Source organism: Clostridium sp. CM041 (assembly GCF_055081035.1).
On sequence record NZ_CM143648.1, the window covers coordinates 887,223 to 907,842 of the forward strand.

A 20,620-nucleotide genomic window follows, 5' to 3' on the forward strand; every position below is an offset into this window, starting at 1 on the left:
TATGTAATTTATTATACTGCTTAATTGGGTAATTTCAACAAGTTTTCACTTGTTGACTGTATGTAAACCTTTTAATCCCTGTTTTTATAAATCTCTTTAACATAAGCTTTCCACCTAAAAAAAATAGCACCAGCCTAAGCTGATGCCAACTCTTATAAATAATCTTGATTTCACAAGGTGCTTTCTAATGTTAATGGTTACTTACCTGTTATGTCGCTCACCGAACAATTACTACATACTTTTTATTATTACCAGTTAATATATTCCTTAACCTCTGCTTTCTCCCCTAAAGTCACGTCTTTTAAAACCCATTCCTTAAACACTGGATATCCTGTTCTATCAACAATATACCCAATGTGTTCTTTTCCTCCTGGAGCATTTCCATCAATATACTTATCGATATATGAATATGTGTTTTTTATTATTTTGATTATATTTTCCTCATCCACCCAAGTTATAAAATCTTGAGCCAGCCTAGGATTTTTCTTGCCAGTTCTACCCATTATCACAAGTTTATAATATTTCTCATAACTTCTGCTCCAGCAACTAGTCGGGCATTTGCCTATGCATTCTCCACATCCAATACACTTTTCATTGTCGCGTACTACTTTAAAGTTCTCCATTTTAAGTGCACCAGCAACTCTTTTTTTACAGTTAGTTACGCAAGATTTACAACTGATGCATCTATAAGATTCATATTGGGGCTCTGTCATTCCTATGATCCCAAAATCTTGTATTCTAGCCTTTATACAATCATTAGGACAACCTGTTAAAGCTACTTTCACATGATAATCATTGGGGAATATTTCCCTTTCAATTTTTTTTGCAAAATCTGTTGTATTGTAATTTGCAAAAGGACAGACATTTGCCCCTATACAGGCTGACACATTTCTAGTACCTGCTGACAAGTATCCTGTATTTTCTGAAATCTGATTTATATCAAGGCCTTCTATAACTGATTGAATCATCTTATTAACTTCTGGTATTTTATCTATATCAATATTAGGTATTTCAAAACCCTGTCTTATAGTTATATGAATATTTCCATCTCCGTAAGTTTCTGCTACCCTTTGCAAAACTTCTAAATGTTTGGCTTCTATATGGCCACCAGGCACCCTTATTCTTATAGCTGTTTTACCTCTTTTTTTAGTTATTCTGTATGCATTTTTCTTGATCAACTTTGTATTTATATCCATTAAATTTTCCCCCTTAATCTACTAGATGAACTGCATCTAAATAGTTAAAAACAGGCCCATCTAAACATATATATGTATCATCAATTTTGCAGTGCCCACATTTCCCAACTCCACAACACATTTTTCGCTCATAAGATACCCATATATTTTTTTCTTTTACTCCTTTTTTTATAAATCCAGCTACTGTAAACTTAAGCATCATTGGTGGTCCTACTACAATAACCTGTACTTCATCCATATTCAGAACTTGAATATCTGCAATATATTTTGTTATGAGTCCTACAGTTCCAGTGTAGCCGTCATCAGCACTGTCTACAGTTAACGTTACACTGATACTCTTTTCCCAAACTTTGAAATTTTCTTTAAATAAGATGTCACTAGGCGACTTAAAACCTGCCATTAAATTAAAGCCCGTACATTCCTTTGGATTTTTCGCAAAATAATCTACTATCCCTTTTACTGGTGCCAGTCCAGTTCCCCCAGCAGCTACAATAACTTCTTTATTTTTATAAAGGTTAACATCAAATCCATTTCCATAAGGCCCTCTTAAAAACAAGGTTCCTCCTACAAAAAAGCTATGAATTACATCCGTAACAGTGCCGACACGTCTAATTGTAAAATCTACGTAACCCTCACCTATCTCACTAACGGATATAGGTGATTCTCCAAATTTCGGTATGGATACTTCAAAAAATTGACCCGGCTTTACAACACCTTCGAATTCCATTCTAAATGTATAATCCGTTTCTGTATGCTTAATTATATTAAGTATCTTAGATTTAAAAGGCATGTATATATTTTTCATTTATTCCACCTCATCCATTGCTTTATTTAATTTGTTTACACAATTTGAGAAAGATATATATTCAGGGCATATATCATCACATCTACCACAACCTATACACATATGATATCCGGCTCTCTTTTTAAAATCATATACCTTGTGCATAATTTTGAATCTCATTCTGTCTTTTTTATCCTGTCTAAATCCATGTCCGCCTGCCATATCACTGTATCCGTCTACATGACAAGATGCCCAAACACGCCTTCTTTCTCCCACGTTTTTATTTTCTTTATAGAAAATGTCCTGCGTAGTAAAACAAGAACAAGTACCGCAGACAAAATTGCACCTGCCACAAGCAATGCATCTTGAAGAATATTCATCCCACATCTTTGATTTAAAAATTCTTTGATCTAAGTTTTCAGGTATATTAACCTTTACTTCATTAGTCAAAACAAATTCAGGCTCTACCACGACGTTACTAGGTTTATCTATGTTAAAGTACTTCATCAGTTCCTCGGATTTACAATTCACAAAGACCTCATCATCTTGAATTTTAGTGTACATATCATAATCTTCTATCATATTCGATCCCATACTTACGCAAAAACAATTTTCAAAACTTTCACTACAACCCATAAGTACAAATTTAATTTTATCTCTTAAAACCTTATAATAATAATCTTCATTTCCATTTTTAAGGTAAATTTCATCTAATCTCTTTATAGCATGAATATCACAACTTCTTAAGAAAATTAATATTTTCTTCTCATCGCATTTTGGCTCTACGCAATCATTTTCAGTAAAGTAAAATAATGTTTGAGTAATTGGCAATGTTATTTCTTTAGGAGAAAAACTAGATTTTAAATCAAACTCTACTTCCCTTATACTCTTTATTTCCTTATACCTAACAGTATCTGTATCCGCAAAAGTTCCTTTTCCCTTGAGCACTACTGGTGCATACACCTTATATTCATGTCGCAATGTTTCAAGATACTCATCAAACTTCTCTATTTCCAACTTAAAGCCCATAAATGCACACCTTCCATTATAATAAATTTTACCTAATCGCTAAATATTGTTAATTAATTAACTTTGTTAGATAGTTCCTATAAAAATTAAATTTATAACTAACTATGCATATTGTATTTTAAACCAAAAAAAAAGTATGTGATTTTCATCACACACCTTTAAAGTATTCGCTTAATTTTTCTCTATTAACTATAAATTTTCTATGTTTTATCCTAACCATATCCATGTTTTCAAGCTCTTTTACTGCCCTTGAAATAGTTTCGCGAGAGCTACCTAACATATCTGCTAAATAAGTTATGTTTATTTTAATATCTATTAAAACGCCATCTTCTGTTTCTACACCATAATCTTTAGATAGCTTCCAAAGCTTTGCGGCTACCCTTTTGTCCATTTTAGTAGGAACCGTGTTCTTAATTTGTCTATACACTCTTCTTATTTTTTTGCTCATAGAGTTTAATATAATCTCTGTAATCTTAAAATCCTGTTTCATAATATTTAATAAGTCTACTTTTGATATGCTTATAATTTCACTATCTTCAAACCCTTCACAATTAATAGATGTCGTAAAATTGTCAAAATTGACCTCGTTTATAATCTCACCTTTGTTTAGGATATAGATAACCCTCTTTTGACCCTTTTCCGATACTCTGTACATAGTTACCTTTCCCTCTAGCACTATATATATATTATTTGTGATTTCTCTTTCAGCATACAATATTTGCGATTTTTTCAATTTTTTTACTACAACACTCTCTCTTATTAAATCCAAAGTTTTATCCTCAACACATTTAAATAAAGGAAGGTCTTTTAATTGCCTAAGCGTTATTTGTGTCATATTAACTTCTCCTTATGATTTCATTTTATAATCTCATTATAATAAAAATACTAATATTCTTATTATATAGCAATAAATTTTAAAATAAAACAAAAAAGAAGTTATACATTACTTGCCTTTATTAATCCTAGCTTTAATAATATATATTATTATTGTTTTATTTCTCTTTTGAGACGTACCAATATGCTGCTCCAATAAATACAGCTCCACCTACAAAGTTCCCTAGGGTAACCCAAATTAAGTTGTGCGCTAATCCTCCTATAGAAATCGCTGCGGTGTGAGGAATCATTAGTGCCGTTGTAAGCAAAGTCATATTTGCAACACTATGTTCGAACCCTGTAGTTATAAATGCAAATAGGCACCAAAAAATCATTATAAGTTTTGCCGTTTCTTCCTTTAATTTAATAGCACACCATACGGCTAAACAGACTAACATATTACAAAGTAACCCTTTTAAAAATAATTCTATGCTTGGCGTTGCCATTTTCCCTTGTGATGTTTTTAAAATAAAAGTTGCTGTGCTACCCTTTGCAAGCCCAGAACCTACAAATATTGCAGCTAGCACTGCTGAACCTATAAAGTTTCCTATAAAACTGTATATCCAAATATTTATTGAATCAAGTAAAGGAACTTTCTTTTCTAGAGACCCTATGGTCATAATCATGTTATTTCCTGTAAAAAGTTCGGAGCCCGCCATTATTACAAGACTTAAGGCAATCCCAAAGGAAGCTCCCATAATAGTTTTTGTTGCCGGTGACTCAGCTGCTGCAAATGATCCTCCAATAGTAAATATCAATAAAATTCCAAATCCCACATAAGCACCAGCTAGGGCCGCTGCAGTGAGGTACCTCATTTTACTTTTCTTTAAAAGTTCAGATTTTTTTACCGCCGATATAGAAACTTTGTTAATTTCTTCACTAAACAAGATATACCACTTCCTTCTATAAAAGATACCCACATTTTATCATTACAGAAAAAGAAAATATGTGACTAATATCACATATCTTCTAAAATTATTTTTCACCACCAATTTAACTCCCAATTATCACCTACGCGACCTCATCAATCACAAAAACTAAAACTGTATTGCAAAACTTATCCATATATTTCAAATCATGTCCATATAATAAACCTCCATTTTTCTCTATTGTAACTACTGTTTGTGCCTGTTCTATCTAATTATTATACTGATATATAATCATGTTGAGGGTAACATATGTTACTATATTAGTTTTTCACTTATATTAGAGTTGTAATAATAAATACAACTGCTAATACAAAGAAGCAAATGTATTCCTACATTTACTCCTTCACGCTTACATTAATTAATTTTAAATTTATTTATTTCAGTACCTAATAGCTCCGCTAATATTTGAAGCTCACTTGAATGCTTTGTTAACTCTTCCATAGTAGCTGTTATTTCTTCCGTTGAAGCGGTAACTTCCTCTGAAGATGAGGCTGTTTCTTCCGATATAGATGAAATATTTTCAATCTCTGATACTGTAGATTGTTTTTTCTCATTTATATCAATAATAGATATTTTTACTTCGCAAACTTTAGTAATCATTATTTCAATTGATTTTAAGATTTCGCTAAATATCTCCTTAGTTTGACCTACCGCTAAGTCCTGTTCATTCACTATAATTTCCGTAGATCTAATAGCCTTTACTGCCGTATTTGATTCTTCCTGTATACTTGCTATAATTGCCTTTATTTCTTCTGTTGAAGTTTTTGACTGGTCAGCAAGTTTTCTTATCTCCTCTGCAACTACAGCAAATCCTTTACCTGCTTCACCCGCACGTGCAGATTCTATACTTGCATTTAATGACAAAAGATTAGTTTGTGCTGTTATATTAGCTATTGTTTCGGAGATTGCATTTATTTGCTTAGTACTTTCATTCATATCTTTAACTATCTTGTTAACCTCTGTAGTAGCTGTCTTAGTTTTATTAGATTTCTCAATTAAGGTATTTATCATAGATAGTCCTTTTGAGCCTAAATCTTTAGTATCACTCGAAATTTTATCCATATCATTGGAATTAACACTAATTTTATCTAATCTATTTGACAAGTCATCCATTTGAGAAGCACCATTTTGAGCATTTTGAGATTGCTCAGTTGCTCCTATTGAAACTTGTTCTATTGCACCTGCCACTTCATTTATAGAAGTTGTTACCTCTTCTGACATACTAAAAAGACTTGTTGATGTTTCGAGTACCGTATTAGATGACCTCATAACACTATTCATAAGTTCTGCTATGCTTTTTATCATTGAATTAAATGATATAGCTAAATCGTTAAATTCATCCTTTGTTGAAGCGGTCATAGACACGGTTAGGTCTCCATTTGAAGCCTTAGAAAATACTTGTTTTAATTTTTTAATATTATAATCTATTCCCTTACTTAATAATAATGACACAACTATTGAAATTAATACCATTACTAGTATTATTGAGAAAGTTATTTGTAATATAGAGTTTGTATCGCTGGTCAGTTCACTTTCACTTAACGTAGCCACTAATTTCCAACCGGTTAATTCATTTGTTTGATAAACTCCAATCTTTTTAGCACCTTCATCTTTATAATTAACAAAGCCACTATTCTCTAATTTAGCTTTATCCCAAAATGATAACTTGGAAGCTTTATTTGTGTTAATAAGCTCCTTTTCTGGGTGAGCCAAAATATTACCTGATATATCCGAAATAAACACATATCCTGTATTCCCCACCTTCTTTGTAGCTATTCGTGTTGCAAGTGTAGCTAGTGTGCAATCCATTTCCACAACACCAACTACATTTCCGTTTTTTTCTACTGTTTGTGCAAGTGTAACAACATTATTTCCCGTTCCAGCATCTTTATATGCTGGAGTTATTACAACTTCACCTTTATGTTCTAAAGCCTGTTTATACCAGGAAGTTGTAGTTGGGTCATATCCCTTAGGCATTTCATCATTTGGATATGTAATAAATTTTTTAGAGGCAGTCCCATAAGACATACAAAGTATATCTTTGTTAGTTTCATTTTCTACTTTTAATATATCCATAACAATTCCAGGTTTATTAGATGTATCAAAGTTTACAATATCAAGGTCCTTTGAGGTAATAGAAACTATATCTGATAATCCATTAAAGTAATCTGATAATCCATTGTTTATTTCCACAAGTGTTTGTGTACTTGTAAGTGTTAACTTATCACTAAGGATTGACTTCGATTTATTATATGAGCTCACTCCCATTATAATTAGTGGAATCACACAAATTGCTACCATTCCAGTGACTAATTTATTACGAATACTGTTTAATTTAAATTTTTTAAGTCCCATTTTTTCTCTCCCTTTCACTTTATCTAGTGTACTTGATATTAACCTAATCAATTTTTCTTACTTGTCTAAACTACTTTTCAAAATATGCCACTTTTTTCAGCTTATAATATTTATAATTCTACATTAATTCCAAATTTCCTCTTTTATGCTATTAAAAAACAATACACTTTTATTGCATTTAATATTAATCTTGTACTTATATAACAACAGATATTTTTTTAAAAAAGTTTGAAAGAAGAATTAAAAAAGAGCACTCAAGGTAATCACTCCTTATGTGCTCTCATTTTAATATAAAATTATTTTTTAGGTCCTTTTTCTAATATTTTTATTCCAAAATCAGGAAAATCAGTAAATAAACCATCTACATCAGCTTCAAAGTAGAATTTTTGCATTAACTCTTCTACACTAGTTACATATTTAGGGATTTCATCTTTTCTAAATGTATATGGATGAACAACAAGATTATGTTTATGTGCATCTTTTACTAAATTAGGATTAATAACTGGTTCTTTATCGTTCTTCCCATTTTCATCTATTATTTGTTGGTACCAAGGTCCAATACCATTTGCATATTCAGCTACTTTTGCTAGTCCTTCATCCGACATCATTTTTTTATAATTTGCCCCTGGACAATCTGCTTCTTCACCAATTAGCTGGACCATTTTCATTTTTGCGCCCATTTCTGTCCTAACTTTTCTTAAGTAAGTTGGATCAAAACATTGTAAATAAATTTTTGATTCAGGCGTATCATATCCATATTTTCTAAGAACTTTTAATACCACAGATCCAATATCTTGTCCATTATCTGTATGAAATTTAGGCTCTTTTAATTCAGGGTAAATTCCTTTTTCTTGACCTGTACTTTTATTCAGCCCTTGTACAAGTTGTATCATTTCTTCTAATGTTGGAACTTCAAAATGAGCACTATTTAAAGGAAATCTATCAGGGAAAACAGGATCCTTAGACCCTTCTTTTGTACGTTCGTGCACGTTAAGTGTTTTAATTTCTCCTAGCGTAAAATCAATTACATAGTAATGTCCATCGCTTCGTTTTCTATTTGGGTAACGCTTTGCTACATCTGTTGTCGTATCTAACATATTATCATGCATTATTACTGGAACACCATCTTTAGATAAACAAACATCACTCTCTATGTAATCTGCCCCTAGTCCATAAGCTAAAGCATAGGACTCCAAAGTATGTTCAGGTAAATATCCAGAAGCACCCCTATGTCCAATCACTATTTTATTGCTTTTATTTTTTGTTGAAACAGTTGTGGTATTACTTGCTACTGGAGGAGACTGTTTAGACTTCTGTCTACATCCTGCGAATAATCCTGCTGTTATGGTAAGTGTACATGCTAGAGCAATTAGTTTTTTTTCGTTCTTCATGTTATATCCCCCTTGTATAATCTAGTTATACGTTTTCAAATCTTGTAGATGTGATAACGTTTTCTGTTAGCTACCAAATTGATTATAACTAAACCAAACGAAGAATTCAAGAAAAAACACAGAAAATTTTTCTAGTATTTTCATATTTTATCACTAACTTTAAATTAACAGCGTATTTTACATAAATGTAAAAACAAGTTACGCAGCAAACATTTACGAGGGAGGAATAACTGAATTCACTACATCATCCATTATTTTGCTTTGCATTAATTTGGTTATTATGGTAATATAAAATTAAATAATTAAGGGCGGAGAAAAGAGAGCCTTAATGCATGGGTATTTTATACCTATTGATTAAGGTTCTCTTTTTATTCGCATTTAGGAGGTAAGATAATGTTTGACGTAACTATTATTGGCGCTGGTATTGTGGGATGCTCAGTATCAAGAGAACTATCTAAATATAATTTAAAAACATGTGTTATTGAAAAATCTAGTGATGTTGCTTCTGGTACAACAAAAGCAAATAGTGCAATAGTACATGCAGGGTATGATGCTAATCCAAGTACTATTAAGGGAAAATTAAACGCAAAAGGTAATGAAATGTATACAAAGCTTGCAAAGGAATTAGATTTCCCATTTAAGAGGAATGGATCATTGGTTCTGTGCTTTGACGAGAAACACATGAATGATCTTAAAAAATTACTTGAACAAGGTGAAAAAAATGGAGTACCTAATTTAGCTATTCTTGATGGAGATCAAGTTAGAGAAATGGAACCTAATGTAACATTGAGCTGTGTCGGTGCATTATATGCTCCAACAGGAGGAATTGTTTGCCCATATGAAATGACTATTGCTATGGCTGAAAACGCATACACCAATGGCGTCGAATTTGAATTTGGAACTGAGGTCCTTAATATAGAAAAAAAACAAAGTTGTTACGTTATAAAAACTAATAAAGGCGACATTGAAACAAAAGTAGTAATAAATGCAGCCGGTTTATTTTCGGATGAAATTAATAATATGGTAAGCAATAACAAATTTGAAATACTTCCCACGCTAGGAGAATATGTCTTATTTGATAAAGCTTGCAGAGATTTAGTTACAAAAACTATTTTTCAACTTCCAACTAAACTTGGAAAAGGAGTTTTAGTTACCCCTACTGTTGATGGTAACCTTCTAATTGGACCTAATGCTGTAGATCAAGATAACAAAACTGATCTTAGTACAACTCGCGAAGGCATCGATGATATCGTTTTAAATGCTCAATTAAGTATCCAAATGCCACTTCCTATGAATATGGTTATAACTTCTTTTGCAGGGAATAGATCAAAATGCGCGGGAAATGATTTTATAATTGAGGAAGCAGAAGACGCTAAGAACTTTATTAATGTAGCAGCAATTGATTCTCCAGGTTTAACTAGTGCTCCAAGTATTGCTGTAATGGTAGCTGATATAGTAACAGAAAAATTAGCACCGCAGGAAAATGTGAAATTCAACCCTATACGAAAAGGTACAAGAAAATTTAGAGAAATGTCAAACGATGAGCGAAAAAAAATAATCAAGGAAATACCTGAATATGGAACAATTGTTTGTAGGTGTGAAACTGTAACAGAAGGTGAAATTATAGACTCTATAAGAAGACCTCTTGGAGCAAAAACACTTGATGGAGTTAAACGAAGGACAAGAGCTGGAATGGGGAGATGCCAATCGGGCTTTTGTGCAACAAAAGTTGTAGATATTCTTTCAAGAGAACTTAATATACCACGATGCGCCATTACAAAATCAGGCGAAAATTCTATACTGCTCACTGGCAAAAATAAACAATCTTTATAAATTGGAGGAATATATATGCAAGAATATGATTTAATCATAATTGGTGGAGGTCCAGCAGGCCTTGCAGCTGCAGTTTCTGCAAAGGATCAAGGGATAAACAGCATTTTAATTATAGAAAGAGATAATCAATTAGGTGGTATTCTCAATCAATGTATTCATAATGGTTTTGGTCTTCACACATTTAAAGAAGAACTTACTGGTCCTGAGTATTCTCAACGATTTATTGATAAGGTTATTGCACTTAATATCGAGTATAAACTAAATACCATGGTTCTAGATGTAAATGATAGTAAACAAGTTACTGCTGTAAATACAGAAGATGGTATCTTGGAGCTCCAGGCAAAAGCAATTATACTTGCAATGGGATGCAGAGAAAGACCAAGAGGAGCTTTAAACATACCAGGTGCAAGATGCGCAGGTATTTATACAGCTGGAACAGCTCAAAAATATGTTAATGTTGAGGGTCTAATGCCAGGAAAAGAAGTAGTAATACTTGGTTCTGGAGATATCGGACTTATAATGGCAAGACGAATGACCCTCGAAGGTGCAAAGGTAAAGGCTTGTGTAGAACTAATGCCTCATTCAAGTGGACTTAAGAGAAATATTGTACAATGCTTAGATGATTTTAATATTCCTTTAAAATTAAGCCACACTATAACAGATATACATGGGCATGATAGACTTTGCGGAGTTACTATAGCTAAAGTTGATGACCATAGAAAACCAATTAAGGGAACTGAGGAATACATAGCTTGTGATACATTACTCTTATCTGTTGGTCTTCTACCCGAAAATGAACTTTCTAGAAAAGCTAATGTTAAACTTTCCAGAGTTACTGGGGGTCCTGAGGTAGATGAAAGCATGCAGACGAGCATTTCTGGAATATTTACCTGTGGCAATGTGCTTCACGTTCATGATTTAGTAGATAATGTAACCACTGAAAGCTACACTGCTGGTAGAAATGCTTCTGATTATATAAAAGGAATTTACCATGCAGGAAATAGTATTGAGATTTTCGCGACAGATGGAGTTAGGTATACAGTACCAAGTACTATCAATCCTGAAAATATCGATAACATAATAGATGTTAGATTTAGGGTTGGTGAGGTACATAAATCTGCTTATATATCTGTTTATTTTGATGATGTGCGCGAAATGCATTTAAAGAAAAAGATTCTTACACCAGGCGAAATGGAAAGCGTTAAATTAACTAAAGCAGTTTTTGATAAATATAGTAACTGTAAAAAGATTACCATAAAGGTAGAAAAGGAGTAGTTAACTATGAGTACAAGGGAATTAACATGTATAGGCTGTCCAATAGGTTGTGCTCTTGTGGTAGCGCTTGAGGGCAAAGAAGTTATTAGCGTTAAGGGAAATACCTGTAAGATTGGAGAAACCTACGGCAAGAAAGAATGCACTAATCCAACAAGAGTCGTTACATCCTCTGTTTTAGTTTCAGGTGGAGAAAATGAGATACTTCCTGTTAAAACTGAGAGAGATATTCCAAAGGATATGATTTATGACTGCGTAAGATCATTAAAAAATGTTATAGTAAAATCTCCTATTTCTATAGGTGATGTGATTATAGAAAACGTACTTGACACGGGCGTAAATATTATAGCAACTAAGGATATTGGAGCTGCATAGTGGTATTAACTCAAGGCAGTTAGATGGAGGAAATTCACGGTATTAATAAATGTAATACCGTGTTTCTATAAAATTCAAGTAACAGATTACTAATAAAATTAAAAACGAAAGGATGATGAAAACGTGTGGAATTTATTTAATTTTTTAAAACCTGCTGCACCTATCGAGAGATTACCAAAAGAAAAAATTGACCCCGCTTACAAAAAATATCGGTTACAAGTATTTATAAGTATATATATCGGTTATATGGGTTATTACTTTGTTAGAAGTAACTTTTCATTAGCTAAGATGTATCTCATTCAAGAGGGCTTTACAAAAACACAACTTGGTTTTGTTGCATCTGCGCTAGGAATGGCTTATGGTGTCAGTAAATTTGTTATGGGTAACGTATCAGATCGATCCAATGCGAGGTATTTTTTAGGTATTGGTTTAATTTTGTCTGGTATTACAAATTTATTTTTCCCAATTACCTCAAGTCTTACAATAATGTTTATGTTGATGCTTGTGAATGGTTGGGTTCAAGGTATGGGTTGGCCACCATGTGGAAGAATCATGACCCACTGGTTTTCTGATAAAGAACGTGGCGTTAAAATGTCTATTTGGAATACCGCACATAATGTTGGTGGTGGATTTATAGCTACCATTGCTCTTATTGGTGTTCATATGTTCGGAGGCTGGACAGGAATTTTCTATTTGCCAGGTATTATTGCAATCGTAATTGGAACACTGTATATGGTTTTTGCAAAAGATACACCTCAATCTGTAGGACTTCCTCCTATAGAAGAATATAAAAATGATTACCCTGCTGTAAAAGTAGAAAATAGAGAAAAAGAAATGACTGGAAAAGAAATACTATTTAAATATGTACTCAATAATAAATATATATGGTTTATTGCTCTTGCAAATGTGTTTGTATATTTAGTACGATATGGTGTCATTAATTGGGCTCCATTATACTTACAAGAAGTAAAGGGTTTTAATATTAAAGAATCAGCGCTTGCATTTTCTTTATTTGAATATGCCGCAATTCCTGGCACTATACTCATCGGATGGATCAGTGATAAAATATTCCATGGTCGTCGTGCACCAGTAGGCGTAGCTTGCATGATAGGTGTTACGGTTGGTGTGTTCGTTTATTGGCAATCTTCAAGTATTTTAGCAATAAATATTACCTTAGCTTTAATAGGTGCCTTAATATATGGACCGGTTATGCTTATTGGAGTAAGTGCCTTAGATCTAGTTCCTAAAAAAGCCGCTGGAACTGCTGCTGGATTTACAGGACTCTTTGGATATCTTGGTGGGCAAGTTGCAGCTGAAATTGTACTAGGAATGATTGTAGATAAATACAACTGGGATGGGGGATTCATGCTTCTTATGATTTCTGCTGTACTTGCTATTGTATTTTTATCTCTTACTTGGAACGTACATGATAGGTCAAAACCAGAATCTGAAGATATTACGGCGGTTTAAAATTAATATTGCTTTGCTATAAACATTTGAGCAATAGCAAATAAAATTAAATCTTACATAAAAAAACTATTGATTTAATTTATTTCTTGTATTATGTAATTAAGACTGCATTTGATTAAACTGATATCAGTTAAATTAAATGCAGTCTTTTGTTATGTAATCTTGCATTAACAAAATACGAATACCATACTCATGTCGAAATAGGCAATTTTCCATAAGGGTATGAAAGTAAAATTTATTTAATAAAAGACGAAAAGTTATTATCTCTATAGATAATAACTTTTCTTATAATAATGTGGAGGAATAAATGAGGAACAAATATCCTTAAGGATGTAGATATGTTCTTTATAATTATATTAACAGTCACTGCTATTTTATGCATAAAAATATCTAAAACTAAATATATTTAATTTAAAGTTTTTATGTTTTGCCATTCGGCTAATTTCAATACAAAATCTGAGTTCAGAACTTCTTTTTATATTGTAAATATAAGAATTAACACTATTTATATTGAGGCTCTTGTTTTTGAATATATTTCTGTCTTCCCTTTAAAATGTCCATTGCAGAATCAAGTTGCTCTGCGATTTGTGTAAAATCATTTTTTGCTTGTTGATCCTCTGTTTCTAGAGAAAAAGTCTTCATTGTAGCAGAAGCGCTTTGCATTCCTGCAATTGCTTGTTGCATTTGAGTTCCTACAGTCATAGTTTTCACCTCCCTTCTAATATGTATTTAACCTTTGGGTTTAAATAGTATAGCGCCAATAAATCCAAAAACTATCGCAGCAGAAATCCCCGAACTTCCTGTCTTGAAAATGCCAGTAAATATCCCTATAAGTCCTGTTTTTTCAGCATCAATTAGGGCCCCTGTTACTAGAGTATTTCCAAAGCTGCTTATAGGTACAAATGCCCCTGCACCGGCAAGTTTTACTAAAGGATCATATAAACCTAGTCCTCCTAAAATTGCTCCAATTACAACTAGTGTACATGTAGTATGTGCAGGCGTAATCTTTAAAATATCCATTATAAGTTGGCCAATAACGCAAATTAGACCGCCTATTACAAATGCATAAATAAATTTTTCCATAAATAAACTCACACCTCTTTTTTACATTTCAATAGAAACTGCATGAGCAATGCAAGGTATGCTTTCCTTTTGTTGATAGGATATTGGAGACATTAGAGCACCAGTTGCAACTATTAATATTCTCTTTAATTCCCCTCTTCGCATACGGTTAAGAAAATGCCCATAAGTTACAGTAGCAGAACAGCCACAGCCACTACCTCCAGAAAAAACTGGTTGGTCCTTTTTATATATTAAAAGTCCACAGTCTGTAAATATATCTGATGGCATTTCTATACCATGGCTCTTTAATAAACTAATAGCGAGTTTATGCCCTACCTTGCCTAAATCACCAGTAGCAATAAGGTCATAATAGGAGGCATCAACATTTAAATCTCTAAAGTGTGCTTCAATTGTATCTACAGCCGCGGGTGCCATAGCTGCCCCCATGTTAAATGGATCTGAAATTCCCATATCTATTACTCTTCCTATTGTAGTCGAAGTAATCTTAGGTCCAAATCCTTCTTTGCCAAGCACCGCAGCTCCAGCCCCCGTTACTGTCCATTGAGCAGTAGGTGGTTTTTGTCCACCATACTCTGTAGGATATCTATATTGTTTTTCTGCAGCCGCATTATGGCTACTTGCAGATGCTATAACATATTTAGCTGACTTACTTTCTATCAATTGAGCGGCCATGGCTAAACCTTCCATGGAACTAGAACAAGCGCCAAAGATTCCTAAAAAAGGTATTCCTAATGTTCGCGCAGTAAAACTACTGGAAGTAATCTGATTCATCAAGTCTCCACTTATAAAAAAATTTATATCTTCTTTTTTTATACTTGATTTCTTTATCGCTCTTTCACAAGCATGTTCAAGAAGAACTCTTTCCGCCTTTTCATAACTATCCTGTCCAATCCATAAATCTTCATGAATTATATCAAAGTCATCAGCTAAGGCCCCATTACCTTCAAAAGGACCACCAACTGCCGCAGAACCTAATATTGTAGGTTTAGAATTGAAAATCCATGATTGATGTCCTTTAAGCATCTACATCACTCCCAACCATTTTATTGTGATTTTTATCGTAGCAACCACAAAAGCAGAAAAAACTCCATAAACAATGATTGCTCCAGCAAGCCTAAACATATTTCCAGCGACTCCAAGTACATATCCTTCGCTTCTATGCTCAATTGCAGCAGAAGCTATCGAATTAGCAAAACCTGTAATTGGAACAGCAGATCCAGCTCCAGCCCATTGGCCAATGCGGTCGTAAATCCCAAGTCCAGTAAGTAACGCTGAAACAAAGATTAAAACTACTGAAGTCGGACTAACTGCTGTTTTTTCATTAAAATTAAAGTAGGTGATAAAGAACACCTGTAAGCATTGACCAATGGTGCATATGATACCACCTACAAGGAATGCTTTAATACAATTTTTAAAAATAGGTCTTTTAGGTTCTATGCTTTTCACCACTTCACCATATTGCAGTTGAGTTGGCGTTAGTTTTTTCTTTTTCATATTAGACATTAATTCACCCTCTAACGTAATAAATATGGTTTTATTTTTTTCATAACCTTTTCTAGATTTTCAGCATTTTTTAAGTACATAGATTTTGCTTCTTCAGTTTCTGTTTCTAAAGCAAAAGACATAAGGTCTGCCTGACTTTTTTGAATACTGGCATATAGCATTTCTTTAATTTGTGATTTTGGGACTTGAATCAAATCATCAAAAAGATCCAGATATAAATCTCCAGAAGAATCTACTTGACCAATAAAAACATTCTCAAGTGCTACTCCTTTGTTTTCTAACTCAGTCTTAAGCCACCCTTTACTCAATCCAATATTGGTAAGACCTTCATTTAACATATTCCCGTCTAAAATAACTGTTTGTGATTCAGCCTTAGACGCAACTTTTATTCCTAAATCATATGAGGTAACAGGCTTTTTATCAGCTTTTAAACTAACATTGATATCTCCTGTTGTTTCCATAACGGCAAATTCAACATCGGCTAAATCAAATGCTTTTTTTGAACGTAATTCTTGTAGAAACTCTTGCCCAGTCATCCTTTCTTTAGCTAGATTATCTTCCATAATTTTACCATTTTTAATTAATACCCTTTCCTTACCCTTTATTACATTGTAAATCCATTTACTTTTCATGGAGGAATAATCTAAGATAATAGGCATCAGTACCCAAACAGCTAGTGCAGTTAGTCCAAAATAAATATTCGTAATTATACCCAATGAAATTAAAGTAACTATAAGAGCAATAATTACATAAGAAATAAACTCAAAAGGCGTAACCTTAAATAAGTTTCTTTTTTTCATAAATCTTGTTAAAACCAATGTTAAAAAATATAAAATTATCGTGTTGAATAATATTGTTAACCAATTACTCATCATTTCACCTCACTTAGTCACCTTTGTATTGAGGCTCCTGAAACTCTATAGAGCCTACTCTTTTTTCCAAATCTATTTTAATTTTACCTATCTCTTCAGATGCCTCAGTATAAATAGCCCTAGCTTCTTTATTTCGTTCTTGCAATGAATATAATCTTAAAGTAGCTTCAGAGCCTTTTAAAGTGGCTAATGTTTGCTTTACCTTAGAGCCAACAGTCATATGAACCTCCTTAATGCTTATCAATTCTTTTTCTCACGCAGTATAACTAATATGCTTTTATTGAAGTTTTTGTCTTTTCTTATTATTCATATATCTTCTCCTATCTTCAATATTTTACTCATTAAACTTTAAATAGTTATATATTATTACTTAGTTTTATTGAATTGACTATCTTTATGTTATTATGGCCAAAGTTTTCTTTGAAAGATGAAAACAATTGGTATTTGAGATAGTAGAAGAGACAAGGTGGAAAAGAAGTTAAAAATGAATTGAACAAGTATATTATGTCTTTAAAATACTTAAATAATATTATAGAAGATATTATATATATAGATAATATTATTTCTAAAGCTATAATCTACAATAAATTATGTGAAGCGAATAGATTAAATATATGTGAAGAAGAAAATTCTAATATTGTAGAAGTTAAAAATAGCGGAATAACAGTAAAGTTTGATAATATAGAAAAAATATTTGAAAGAGGTCTTTCTACTAAAGAAGGGGTTAATACAGGCTATGGACTTTACAATATAAAAGAAATAGCTGAAAAAAAGGCAGTGATGTTCAGCTATTCTTTGAAGACAATTATACTGTTTTTAAAATATTGTTCAAACAAATTATTAGGGGGGAGTAAGTTTTCAAAAAAAATCAAAGCAAGTAGCTGAGTTATGTAGAGTCATAGAAGTTAATTTTGTTACATATCTTCTATGGAAATAGCTCTGACTGGTGAACCATCAGCATTTTTATTTTTAAGTGGCATAATACTTAAAATAAAATACTCACTGCTGATGGAATCTAAATTTACTAGGTTCTCAATAATTATAATGTTCTTTGGCATTAATATTTTATGAACTGCAAATGTGGTTGAGTTTATATCATCAATTGAAATTGCATCAATACCAATACCCTTTAAATTAAATTTTGACAACCAATTGGCTGATTCTTCACTTAAAGAAGGAAAATCCTCAAAGTATTTTTTATCACCCCAGTATTTACTCCATCCTGTTTTTATTATAATGAACTCAACATTTTTTATCTTTTCCTCATAGGACCTTAGGCTATCAACATCTATTAGTTTCATATTTCTATTTGAAAAATCAAGAATAGTAGCATTTCCAATAAAGTGTTCTATATCTAAATCATTTAAATAAGGACCATCACTGAGCATATGTGCAGGTGAATCTATATGTGTGCCTGTATGTGAGTGAATAGTGATTTTAGCCTCTTGAAACCCATCCTTTTCCAAAGTATTTGACTTTTCAAAAATCGGTTTCTCAGTTCCTGGAAAAACTGGCATGTCGGAACAAATAATATGTGTTAAATCAGTGACTTTCATAATAGCCCTCCCATAATATCTATGTCGTTAAATCAGCTTCGAAGCTGTTAAACCCTTTTAACCACAGCTTTTCTAACAAGCAAATAAACAAAAACCATTGTTATTATAAATAAACATATGAATGTTAATACAGCCATATAAGAGTTTCTCGTGCTTATCCCAAGTATCTTATCAATAAAAATCATTTCCTTTTCTCCAAAGTTAGGATTATTGCATGAAGCTCTTCCATATATAGTAATAGGTATTAAAGAAACTAAAATTTTCATTATTTTATTACACTTATAATATATCATAGTTATTAATAATCCTATTGCAAACGCTACAATGTAAACAGCAAATAAAAATATAACTGTCTCACATAGTGTTTGCATGCTATTGCTTTGTATCCATATTGTGCCTACACTATAAGACTCGTTATAGACCATATCATACATTGTTGGACTTACCATAAATATATTATACACTCTATTTATTATGACATCCAATATTGACATAGCGAGTCCTATTGATAAAATAGCTATTGCTGCAGCTTTAAAATAATCTACCCTAGTAATATTATTAGCTTGGGCAAAATGAAAATTTTCTTTAAAAAAGTTTAACCCTATCACAAATAAAAATACTACAGATGAAAATTCTAATCCTTTTGTATAACCACTTCCTCCATTTGAAAATTTGTTTGTCATTTCTATACATGTTAATGCACCTATGAAAATAGTGTAATAAATTATTATTGGTTTTAGGCTGCTTTTAATATTGTATTTAGCAAGTTTAAAACTTGTCATTATTTTATCCTCCCGTCACTAGTCAAATGAATAAATAGTTTCTGTAGTTCAACCCTTGAAACTTCTAAATCTAGTTTTTTCTGTTGCCTTTTTTCACCATCTGCATTTTTCCCTGTTATAATAGCTGATTTAAAAGATGCCATTCCATCTACACTTACACAATTTTTATCTTTAATATAATCATCTATATTTTTATTTAATCCAGAAACGCAGTAGCACCCTTTTAATAGTTCTTCTACACTTTCGTCCTTAATTAATTTCCCATCTTTAATAATAACTACCCGCTCTATTAATTGTGCAACTTCTTCTATAATATGAGTAGATAATATAATAGTCTTAGGATTTTCTATATAACTTTCCATAAGTTCTTTATAAAACATCTCTCTATGATTAGCATCTAATCCTAAAACTGGCTCATCGAATATTAATATTTCGGCACCTGATGCCATGGTATTTATAATTTTACATATGGAGGAATACCCAGTTGAAAGTTCCTTAATCCTTTTATTTATATTTAGTTCAAACTTTTTACAAAGCTCTAATGCATAAGACCTATCAAAGTTTGGATAAAATTCTTTAGTCCAATTAAATAGCTCTTTTACTTTCATAGACTGTGGATATAAGTTTTGCTCTGTCATAAAATGAATTTTCCCTAGACCATTTCCATCCGAGGGCGAGCTATTATTATCTATAGAAATAGTCCCCTCATTCAAGAAAATTCTTTTGTTTATAACGTTTAAAAGAGTTGTCTTACCTGCACCATTTCTTCCTAATAATCCATAAATTTTATTTTCTTCTAATGTTAATGTAATATTATCTAATGCAAAGGTATCCCCATATTTCTTACTTGCATTTAAAACCTTTATTGTGCCCATATTAAATCCCCCCATCAATCATTTTAATAATATCAGTACTTGAAATATCTAATTTTTTAGCTTCCTCTATTAAGACTAATATATAGCTTTCATAAAAATTTTCCTTTCTTTTTTTCATTAACTTTTCTTTACTTCCAGTTACAACAAACATACCAACGCCCCTTTTTTTATATATAATGCCTTCATCTACAAGTAGATTAAATCCTTTTGCTACTGTAGCTGGATTTATTTTATACTTAACAGATATTTCTGTTGTAGATGGAATTGCAGTTTCTTCCTCAAATACCCCCTTAAGAACATTGTTCTCAATAGCTTTAGCAATCTGCATATATATAGGTAGCTCATTATTAAAATCTAATTTCATATTATCACCTTCTTCACTTACTTGGTTAATTACTTATGTAACTAACTATATAACCAAACGACTCCATTGTCAATAGTA

Annotated in this window: 22 protein-coding genes; 5 read left to right on the forward strand and 17 right to left on the reverse strand. The window is 32.1% G+C overall.

Annotated features, from left to right (window positions below):
- Positions 1-248 precede the first annotated feature (248 nt).
- The 7 genes from asrC to glpQ all read right to left on the reverse strand — a co-directional run bounded on the left by asrC (position 249) and on the right by glpQ (position 8,557).
- Complete coding sequence (gene asrC, locus ACWJJT_RS04275) at positions 249-1,196, reverse strand: sulfite reductase subunit C (protein WP_462953018.1); 948 nt, start codon at positions 1,194-1,196, stop codon at positions 249-251.
- 13 nt (positions 1,197-1,209) lie between these two features.
- The gene (gene asrB, locus ACWJJT_RS04280) at positions 1,210-2,001 is read right to left on the reverse strand and encodes an anaerobic sulfite reductase subunit AsrB (RefSeq protein WP_462953019.1); all 792 of its coding nucleotides are present in this window, start codon (positions 1,999-2,001) and stop codon (positions 1,210-1,212) included.
- Complete coding sequence (gene asrA / locus ACWJJT_RS04285) at positions 2,002-3,009, reverse strand: anaerobic sulfite reductase subunit AsrA (RefSeq protein WP_462953020.1); 1,008 nt, start codon at positions 3,007-3,009, stop codon at positions 2,002-2,004.
- Between the two features lie 148 nt (positions 3,010-3,157).
- Positions 3,158-3,844, reverse strand: a complete 687-nt coding sequence (locus tag ACWJJT_RS04290; RefSeq protein ID WP_462953021.1) for a Crp/Fnr family transcriptional regulator — start codon at positions 3,842-3,844, stop codon at positions 3,158-3,160.
- Between the two features lie 157 nt (positions 3,845-4,001).
- Positions 4,002-4,769 carry a formate/nitrite transporter family protein gene (locus ACWJJT_RS04295; protein ID WP_462953022.1) on the reverse strand — a complete coding sequence of 256 codons (768 nt, stop codon included), beginning with the start codon at positions 4,767-4,769 and terminating at the stop codon, positions 4,002-4,004.
- A gap of 396 nt (positions 4,770-5,165) precedes the next feature.
- The gene (locus tag ACWJJT_RS04300) at positions 5,166-7,166 is read right to left on the reverse strand and encodes a methyl-accepting chemotaxis protein (RefSeq protein ID WP_462956174.1); all 2,001 of its coding nucleotides are present in this window, start codon (positions 7,164-7,166) and stop codon (positions 5,166-5,168) included.
- A gap of 296 nt (positions 7,167-7,462) precedes the next feature.
- On the reverse strand, positions 7,463-8,557 hold the full coding sequence (gene glpQ, locus ACWJJT_RS04305; protein WP_165414443.1) for a glycerophosphodiester phosphodiesterase: 1,095 nt from the start codon (positions 8,555-8,557) through the stop codon (positions 7,463-7,465).
- A gap of 393 nt (positions 8,558-8,950) precedes the next feature.
- Between glpQ and ACWJJT_RS04310 the strand changes: the two genes are divergently transcribed.
- The 4 genes from ACWJJT_RS04310 (at position 8,951) to glpT (ending at position 13,507) form a co-directional block, all read left to right on the forward strand.
- Positions 8,951-10,390, forward strand: a complete 1,440-nt coding sequence (locus tag ACWJJT_RS04310; protein WP_462956175.1) for an FAD-dependent oxidoreductase — start codon at positions 8,951-8,953, stop codon at positions 10,388-10,390.
- A gap of 15 nt (positions 10,391-10,405) precedes the next feature.
- Positions 10,406-11,665, forward strand: a complete 1,260-nt coding sequence (locus ACWJJT_RS04315; protein ID WP_462956127.1) for an NAD(P)/FAD-dependent oxidoreductase — start codon at positions 10,406-10,408, stop codon at positions 11,663-11,665.
- A gap of 6 nt (positions 11,666-11,671) precedes the next feature.
- Complete coding sequence (locus ACWJJT_RS04320; RefSeq protein ID WP_462956176.1) at positions 11,672-12,037, forward strand: DUF1667 domain-containing protein; 366 nt, start codon at positions 11,672-11,674, stop codon at positions 12,035-12,037.
- A 123-nt stretch (positions 12,038-12,160) separates the two neighbouring features.
- Positions 12,161-13,507, forward strand: a complete 1,347-nt coding sequence (gene glpT / locus ACWJJT_RS04325; protein ID WP_462956177.1) for a glycerol-3-phosphate transporter — start codon at positions 12,161-12,163, stop codon at positions 13,505-13,507.
- 501 nt (positions 13,508-14,008) lie between these two features.
- Here glpT and ACWJJT_RS04330 read toward each other — a convergent pair.
- Genes ACWJJT_RS04330 through ACWJJT_RS04355 form a run of 6 tightly spaced genes read right to left on the reverse strand, consistent with a single transcriptional unit; the run spans position 14,009 to position 17,185 of the window.
- A complete protein-coding gene (locus ACWJJT_RS04330; RefSeq protein WP_165414803.1) occupies positions 14,009-14,209 on the reverse strand; it encodes a DUF1657 domain-containing protein in 201 nt (66 codons plus the stop codon).
- Positions 14,210-14,236: 27 nt separating this feature from the next.
- Positions 14,237-14,590: a stage V sporulation protein AE gene (gene spoVAE, locus ACWJJT_RS04335; RefSeq protein ID WP_462956178.1), complete on the reverse strand. Its 354-nt coding sequence runs from the start codon at positions 14,588-14,590 to the stop codon at positions 14,237-14,239.
- Between the two features lie 21 nt (positions 14,591-14,611).
- A complete protein-coding gene (gene spoVAD, locus ACWJJT_RS04340; protein ID WP_220287833.1) occupies positions 14,612-15,613 on the reverse strand; it encodes a stage V sporulation protein AD in 1,002 nt (333 codons plus the stop codon).
- On the reverse strand, positions 15,614-16,093 hold the full coding sequence (gene spoVAC, locus ACWJJT_RS04345) for a stage V sporulation protein AC (protein WP_220320553.1): 480 nt from the start codon (positions 16,091-16,093) through the stop codon (positions 15,614-15,616).
- Between the two features lie 11 nt (positions 16,094-16,104).
- A complete protein-coding gene (locus ACWJJT_RS04350) occupies positions 16,105-16,965 on the reverse strand; it encodes a DUF421 domain-containing protein (protein WP_462956738.1) in 861 nt (286 codons plus the stop codon).
- Positions 16,966-16,978: 13 nt separating this feature from the next.
- A complete protein-coding gene (locus ACWJJT_RS04355; RefSeq protein ID WP_165414807.1) occupies positions 16,979-17,185 on the reverse strand; it encodes a DUF1657 domain-containing protein in 207 nt (68 codons plus the stop codon).
- 269 nt (positions 17,186-17,454) lie between these two features.
- Between ACWJJT_RS04355 and ACWJJT_RS04360 the strand changes: the two genes are divergently transcribed.
- A complete protein-coding gene (locus ACWJJT_RS04360; RefSeq protein ID WP_462956179.1) occupies positions 17,455-17,850 on the forward strand; it encodes an ATP-binding protein in 396 nt (131 codons plus the stop codon).
- 29 nt (positions 17,851-17,879) lie between these two features.
- Here the strand turns inward: ACWJJT_RS04360 and ACWJJT_RS04365 are convergent, their stop codons facing one another.
- The 4 genes from ACWJJT_RS04365 to ACWJJT_RS04380 are packed head-to-tail and all read right to left on the reverse strand — an operon-like array spanning position 17,880 to position 20,542.
- Complete coding sequence (locus ACWJJT_RS04365) at positions 17,880-18,521, reverse strand: cyclase family protein (protein WP_462956180.1); 642 nt, start codon at positions 18,519-18,521, stop codon at positions 17,880-17,882.
- 47 nt (positions 18,522-18,568) lie between these two features.
- Positions 18,569-19,303: a hypothetical protein gene (locus tag ACWJJT_RS04370; protein WP_462956181.1), complete on the reverse strand. Its 735-nt coding sequence runs from the start codon at positions 19,301-19,303 to the stop codon at positions 18,569-18,571.
- Positions 19,303-20,178 (reverse strand): ATP-binding cassette domain-containing protein, encoded by an 876-nt coding sequence (locus ACWJJT_RS04375; RefSeq protein ID WP_462956182.1) that lies wholly within the window; start codon positions 20,176-20,178, stop codon positions 19,303-19,305. The genes ACWJJT_RS04370 and ACWJJT_RS04375 overlap by 1 nt, the downstream gene beginning before the upstream one ends.
- Before the next feature lies 1 nt (position 20,179).
- Positions 20,180-20,542 (reverse strand): GntR family transcriptional regulator, encoded by a 363-nt coding sequence (locus tag ACWJJT_RS04380; RefSeq protein ID WP_216304564.1) that lies wholly within the window; start codon positions 20,540-20,542, stop codon positions 20,180-20,182.
- Positions 20,543-20,620: the final 78 nt, after the last annotated feature.

Excerpts from the sequence above, each read along its gene's own strand:
- ACWJJT_RS04320 (WP_462956176.1), top strand. The coding sequence starts at position 11,672 with ATGAGTACAAGGGAATTAACATGTATAGGCTGTCCAATAGGTTGTGCT.
- ACWJJT_RS04330 (WP_165414803.1), bottom strand. The coding sequence starts at position 14,209 with ATGACTGTAGGAACTCAAATGCAACAAGCAATTGCAGGAATGCAAAGC.
- spoVAE (WP_462956178.1), bottom strand. The coding sequence starts at position 14,590 with ATGGAAAAATTTATTTATGCATTTGTAATAGGCGGTCTAATTTGCGTT.
- glpQ (WP_165414443.1), bottom strand. The coding sequence starts at position 8,557 with ATGAAGAACGAAAAAAAACTAATTGCTCTAGCATGTACACTTACCATA.
- ACWJJT_RS04310 (WP_462956175.1), top strand. The coding sequence starts at position 8,951 with ATGTTTGACGTAACTATTATTGGCGCTGGTATTGTGGGATGCTCAGTA.
- ACWJJT_RS04355 (WP_165414807.1), bottom strand. The coding sequence starts at position 17,185 with ATGACTGTTGGCTCTAAGGTAAAGCAAACATTAGCCACTTTAAAAGGC.
- ACWJJT_RS04375 (WP_462956182.1), bottom strand. The coding sequence starts at position 20,178 with ATGGGCACAATAAAGGTTTTAAATGCAAGTAAGAAATATGGGGATACC.
- asrA (WP_462953020.1), bottom strand. The coding sequence starts at position 3,009 with ATGGGCTTTAAGTTGGAAATAGAGAAGTTTGATGAGTATCTTGAAACA.
- spoVAD (WP_220287833.1), bottom strand. The coding sequence starts at position 15,613 with ATGCTTAAAGGACATCAATCATGGATTTTCAATTCTAAACCTACAATA.
- asrC (WP_462953018.1), bottom strand. The coding sequence starts at position 1,196 with ATGGATATAAATACAAAGTTGATCAAGAAAAATGCATACAGAATAACT.
- ACWJJT_RS04380 (WP_216304564.1), bottom strand. The coding sequence starts at position 20,542 with ATGAAATTAGATTTTAATAATGAGCTACCTATATATATGCAGATTGCT.
- asrB (WP_462953019.1), bottom strand. The coding sequence starts at position 2,001 with ATGAAAAATATATACATGCCTTTTAAATCTAAGATACTTAATATAATT.
- ACWJJT_RS04350 (WP_462956738.1), bottom strand. The coding sequence starts at position 16,965 with ATGAGTAATTGGTTAACAATATTATTCAACACGATAATTTTATATTTT.
- ACWJJT_RS04290 (WP_462953021.1), bottom strand. The coding sequence starts at position 3,844 with ATGACACAAATAACGCTTAGGCAATTAAAAGACCTTCCTTTATTTAAA.
- ACWJJT_RS04315 (WP_462956127.1), top strand. The coding sequence starts at position 10,406 with ATGCAAGAATATGATTTAATCATAATTGGTGGAGGTCCAGCAGGCCTT.
- spoVAC (WP_220320553.1), bottom strand. The coding sequence starts at position 16,093 with ATGTCTAATATGAAAAAGAAAAAACTAACGCCAACTCAACTGCAATAT.
- ACWJJT_RS04370 (WP_462956181.1), bottom strand. The coding sequence starts at position 19,303 with ATGACAAGTTTTAAACTTGCTAAATACAATATTAAAAGCAGCCTAAAA.
- ACWJJT_RS04300 (WP_462956174.1), bottom strand. The coding sequence starts at position 7,166 with ATGGGACTTAAAAAATTTAAATTAAACAGTATTCGTAATAAATTAGTC.
- ACWJJT_RS04365 (WP_462956180.1), bottom strand. The coding sequence starts at position 18,521 with ATGAAAGTCACTGATTTAACACATATTATTTGTTCCGACATGCCAGTT.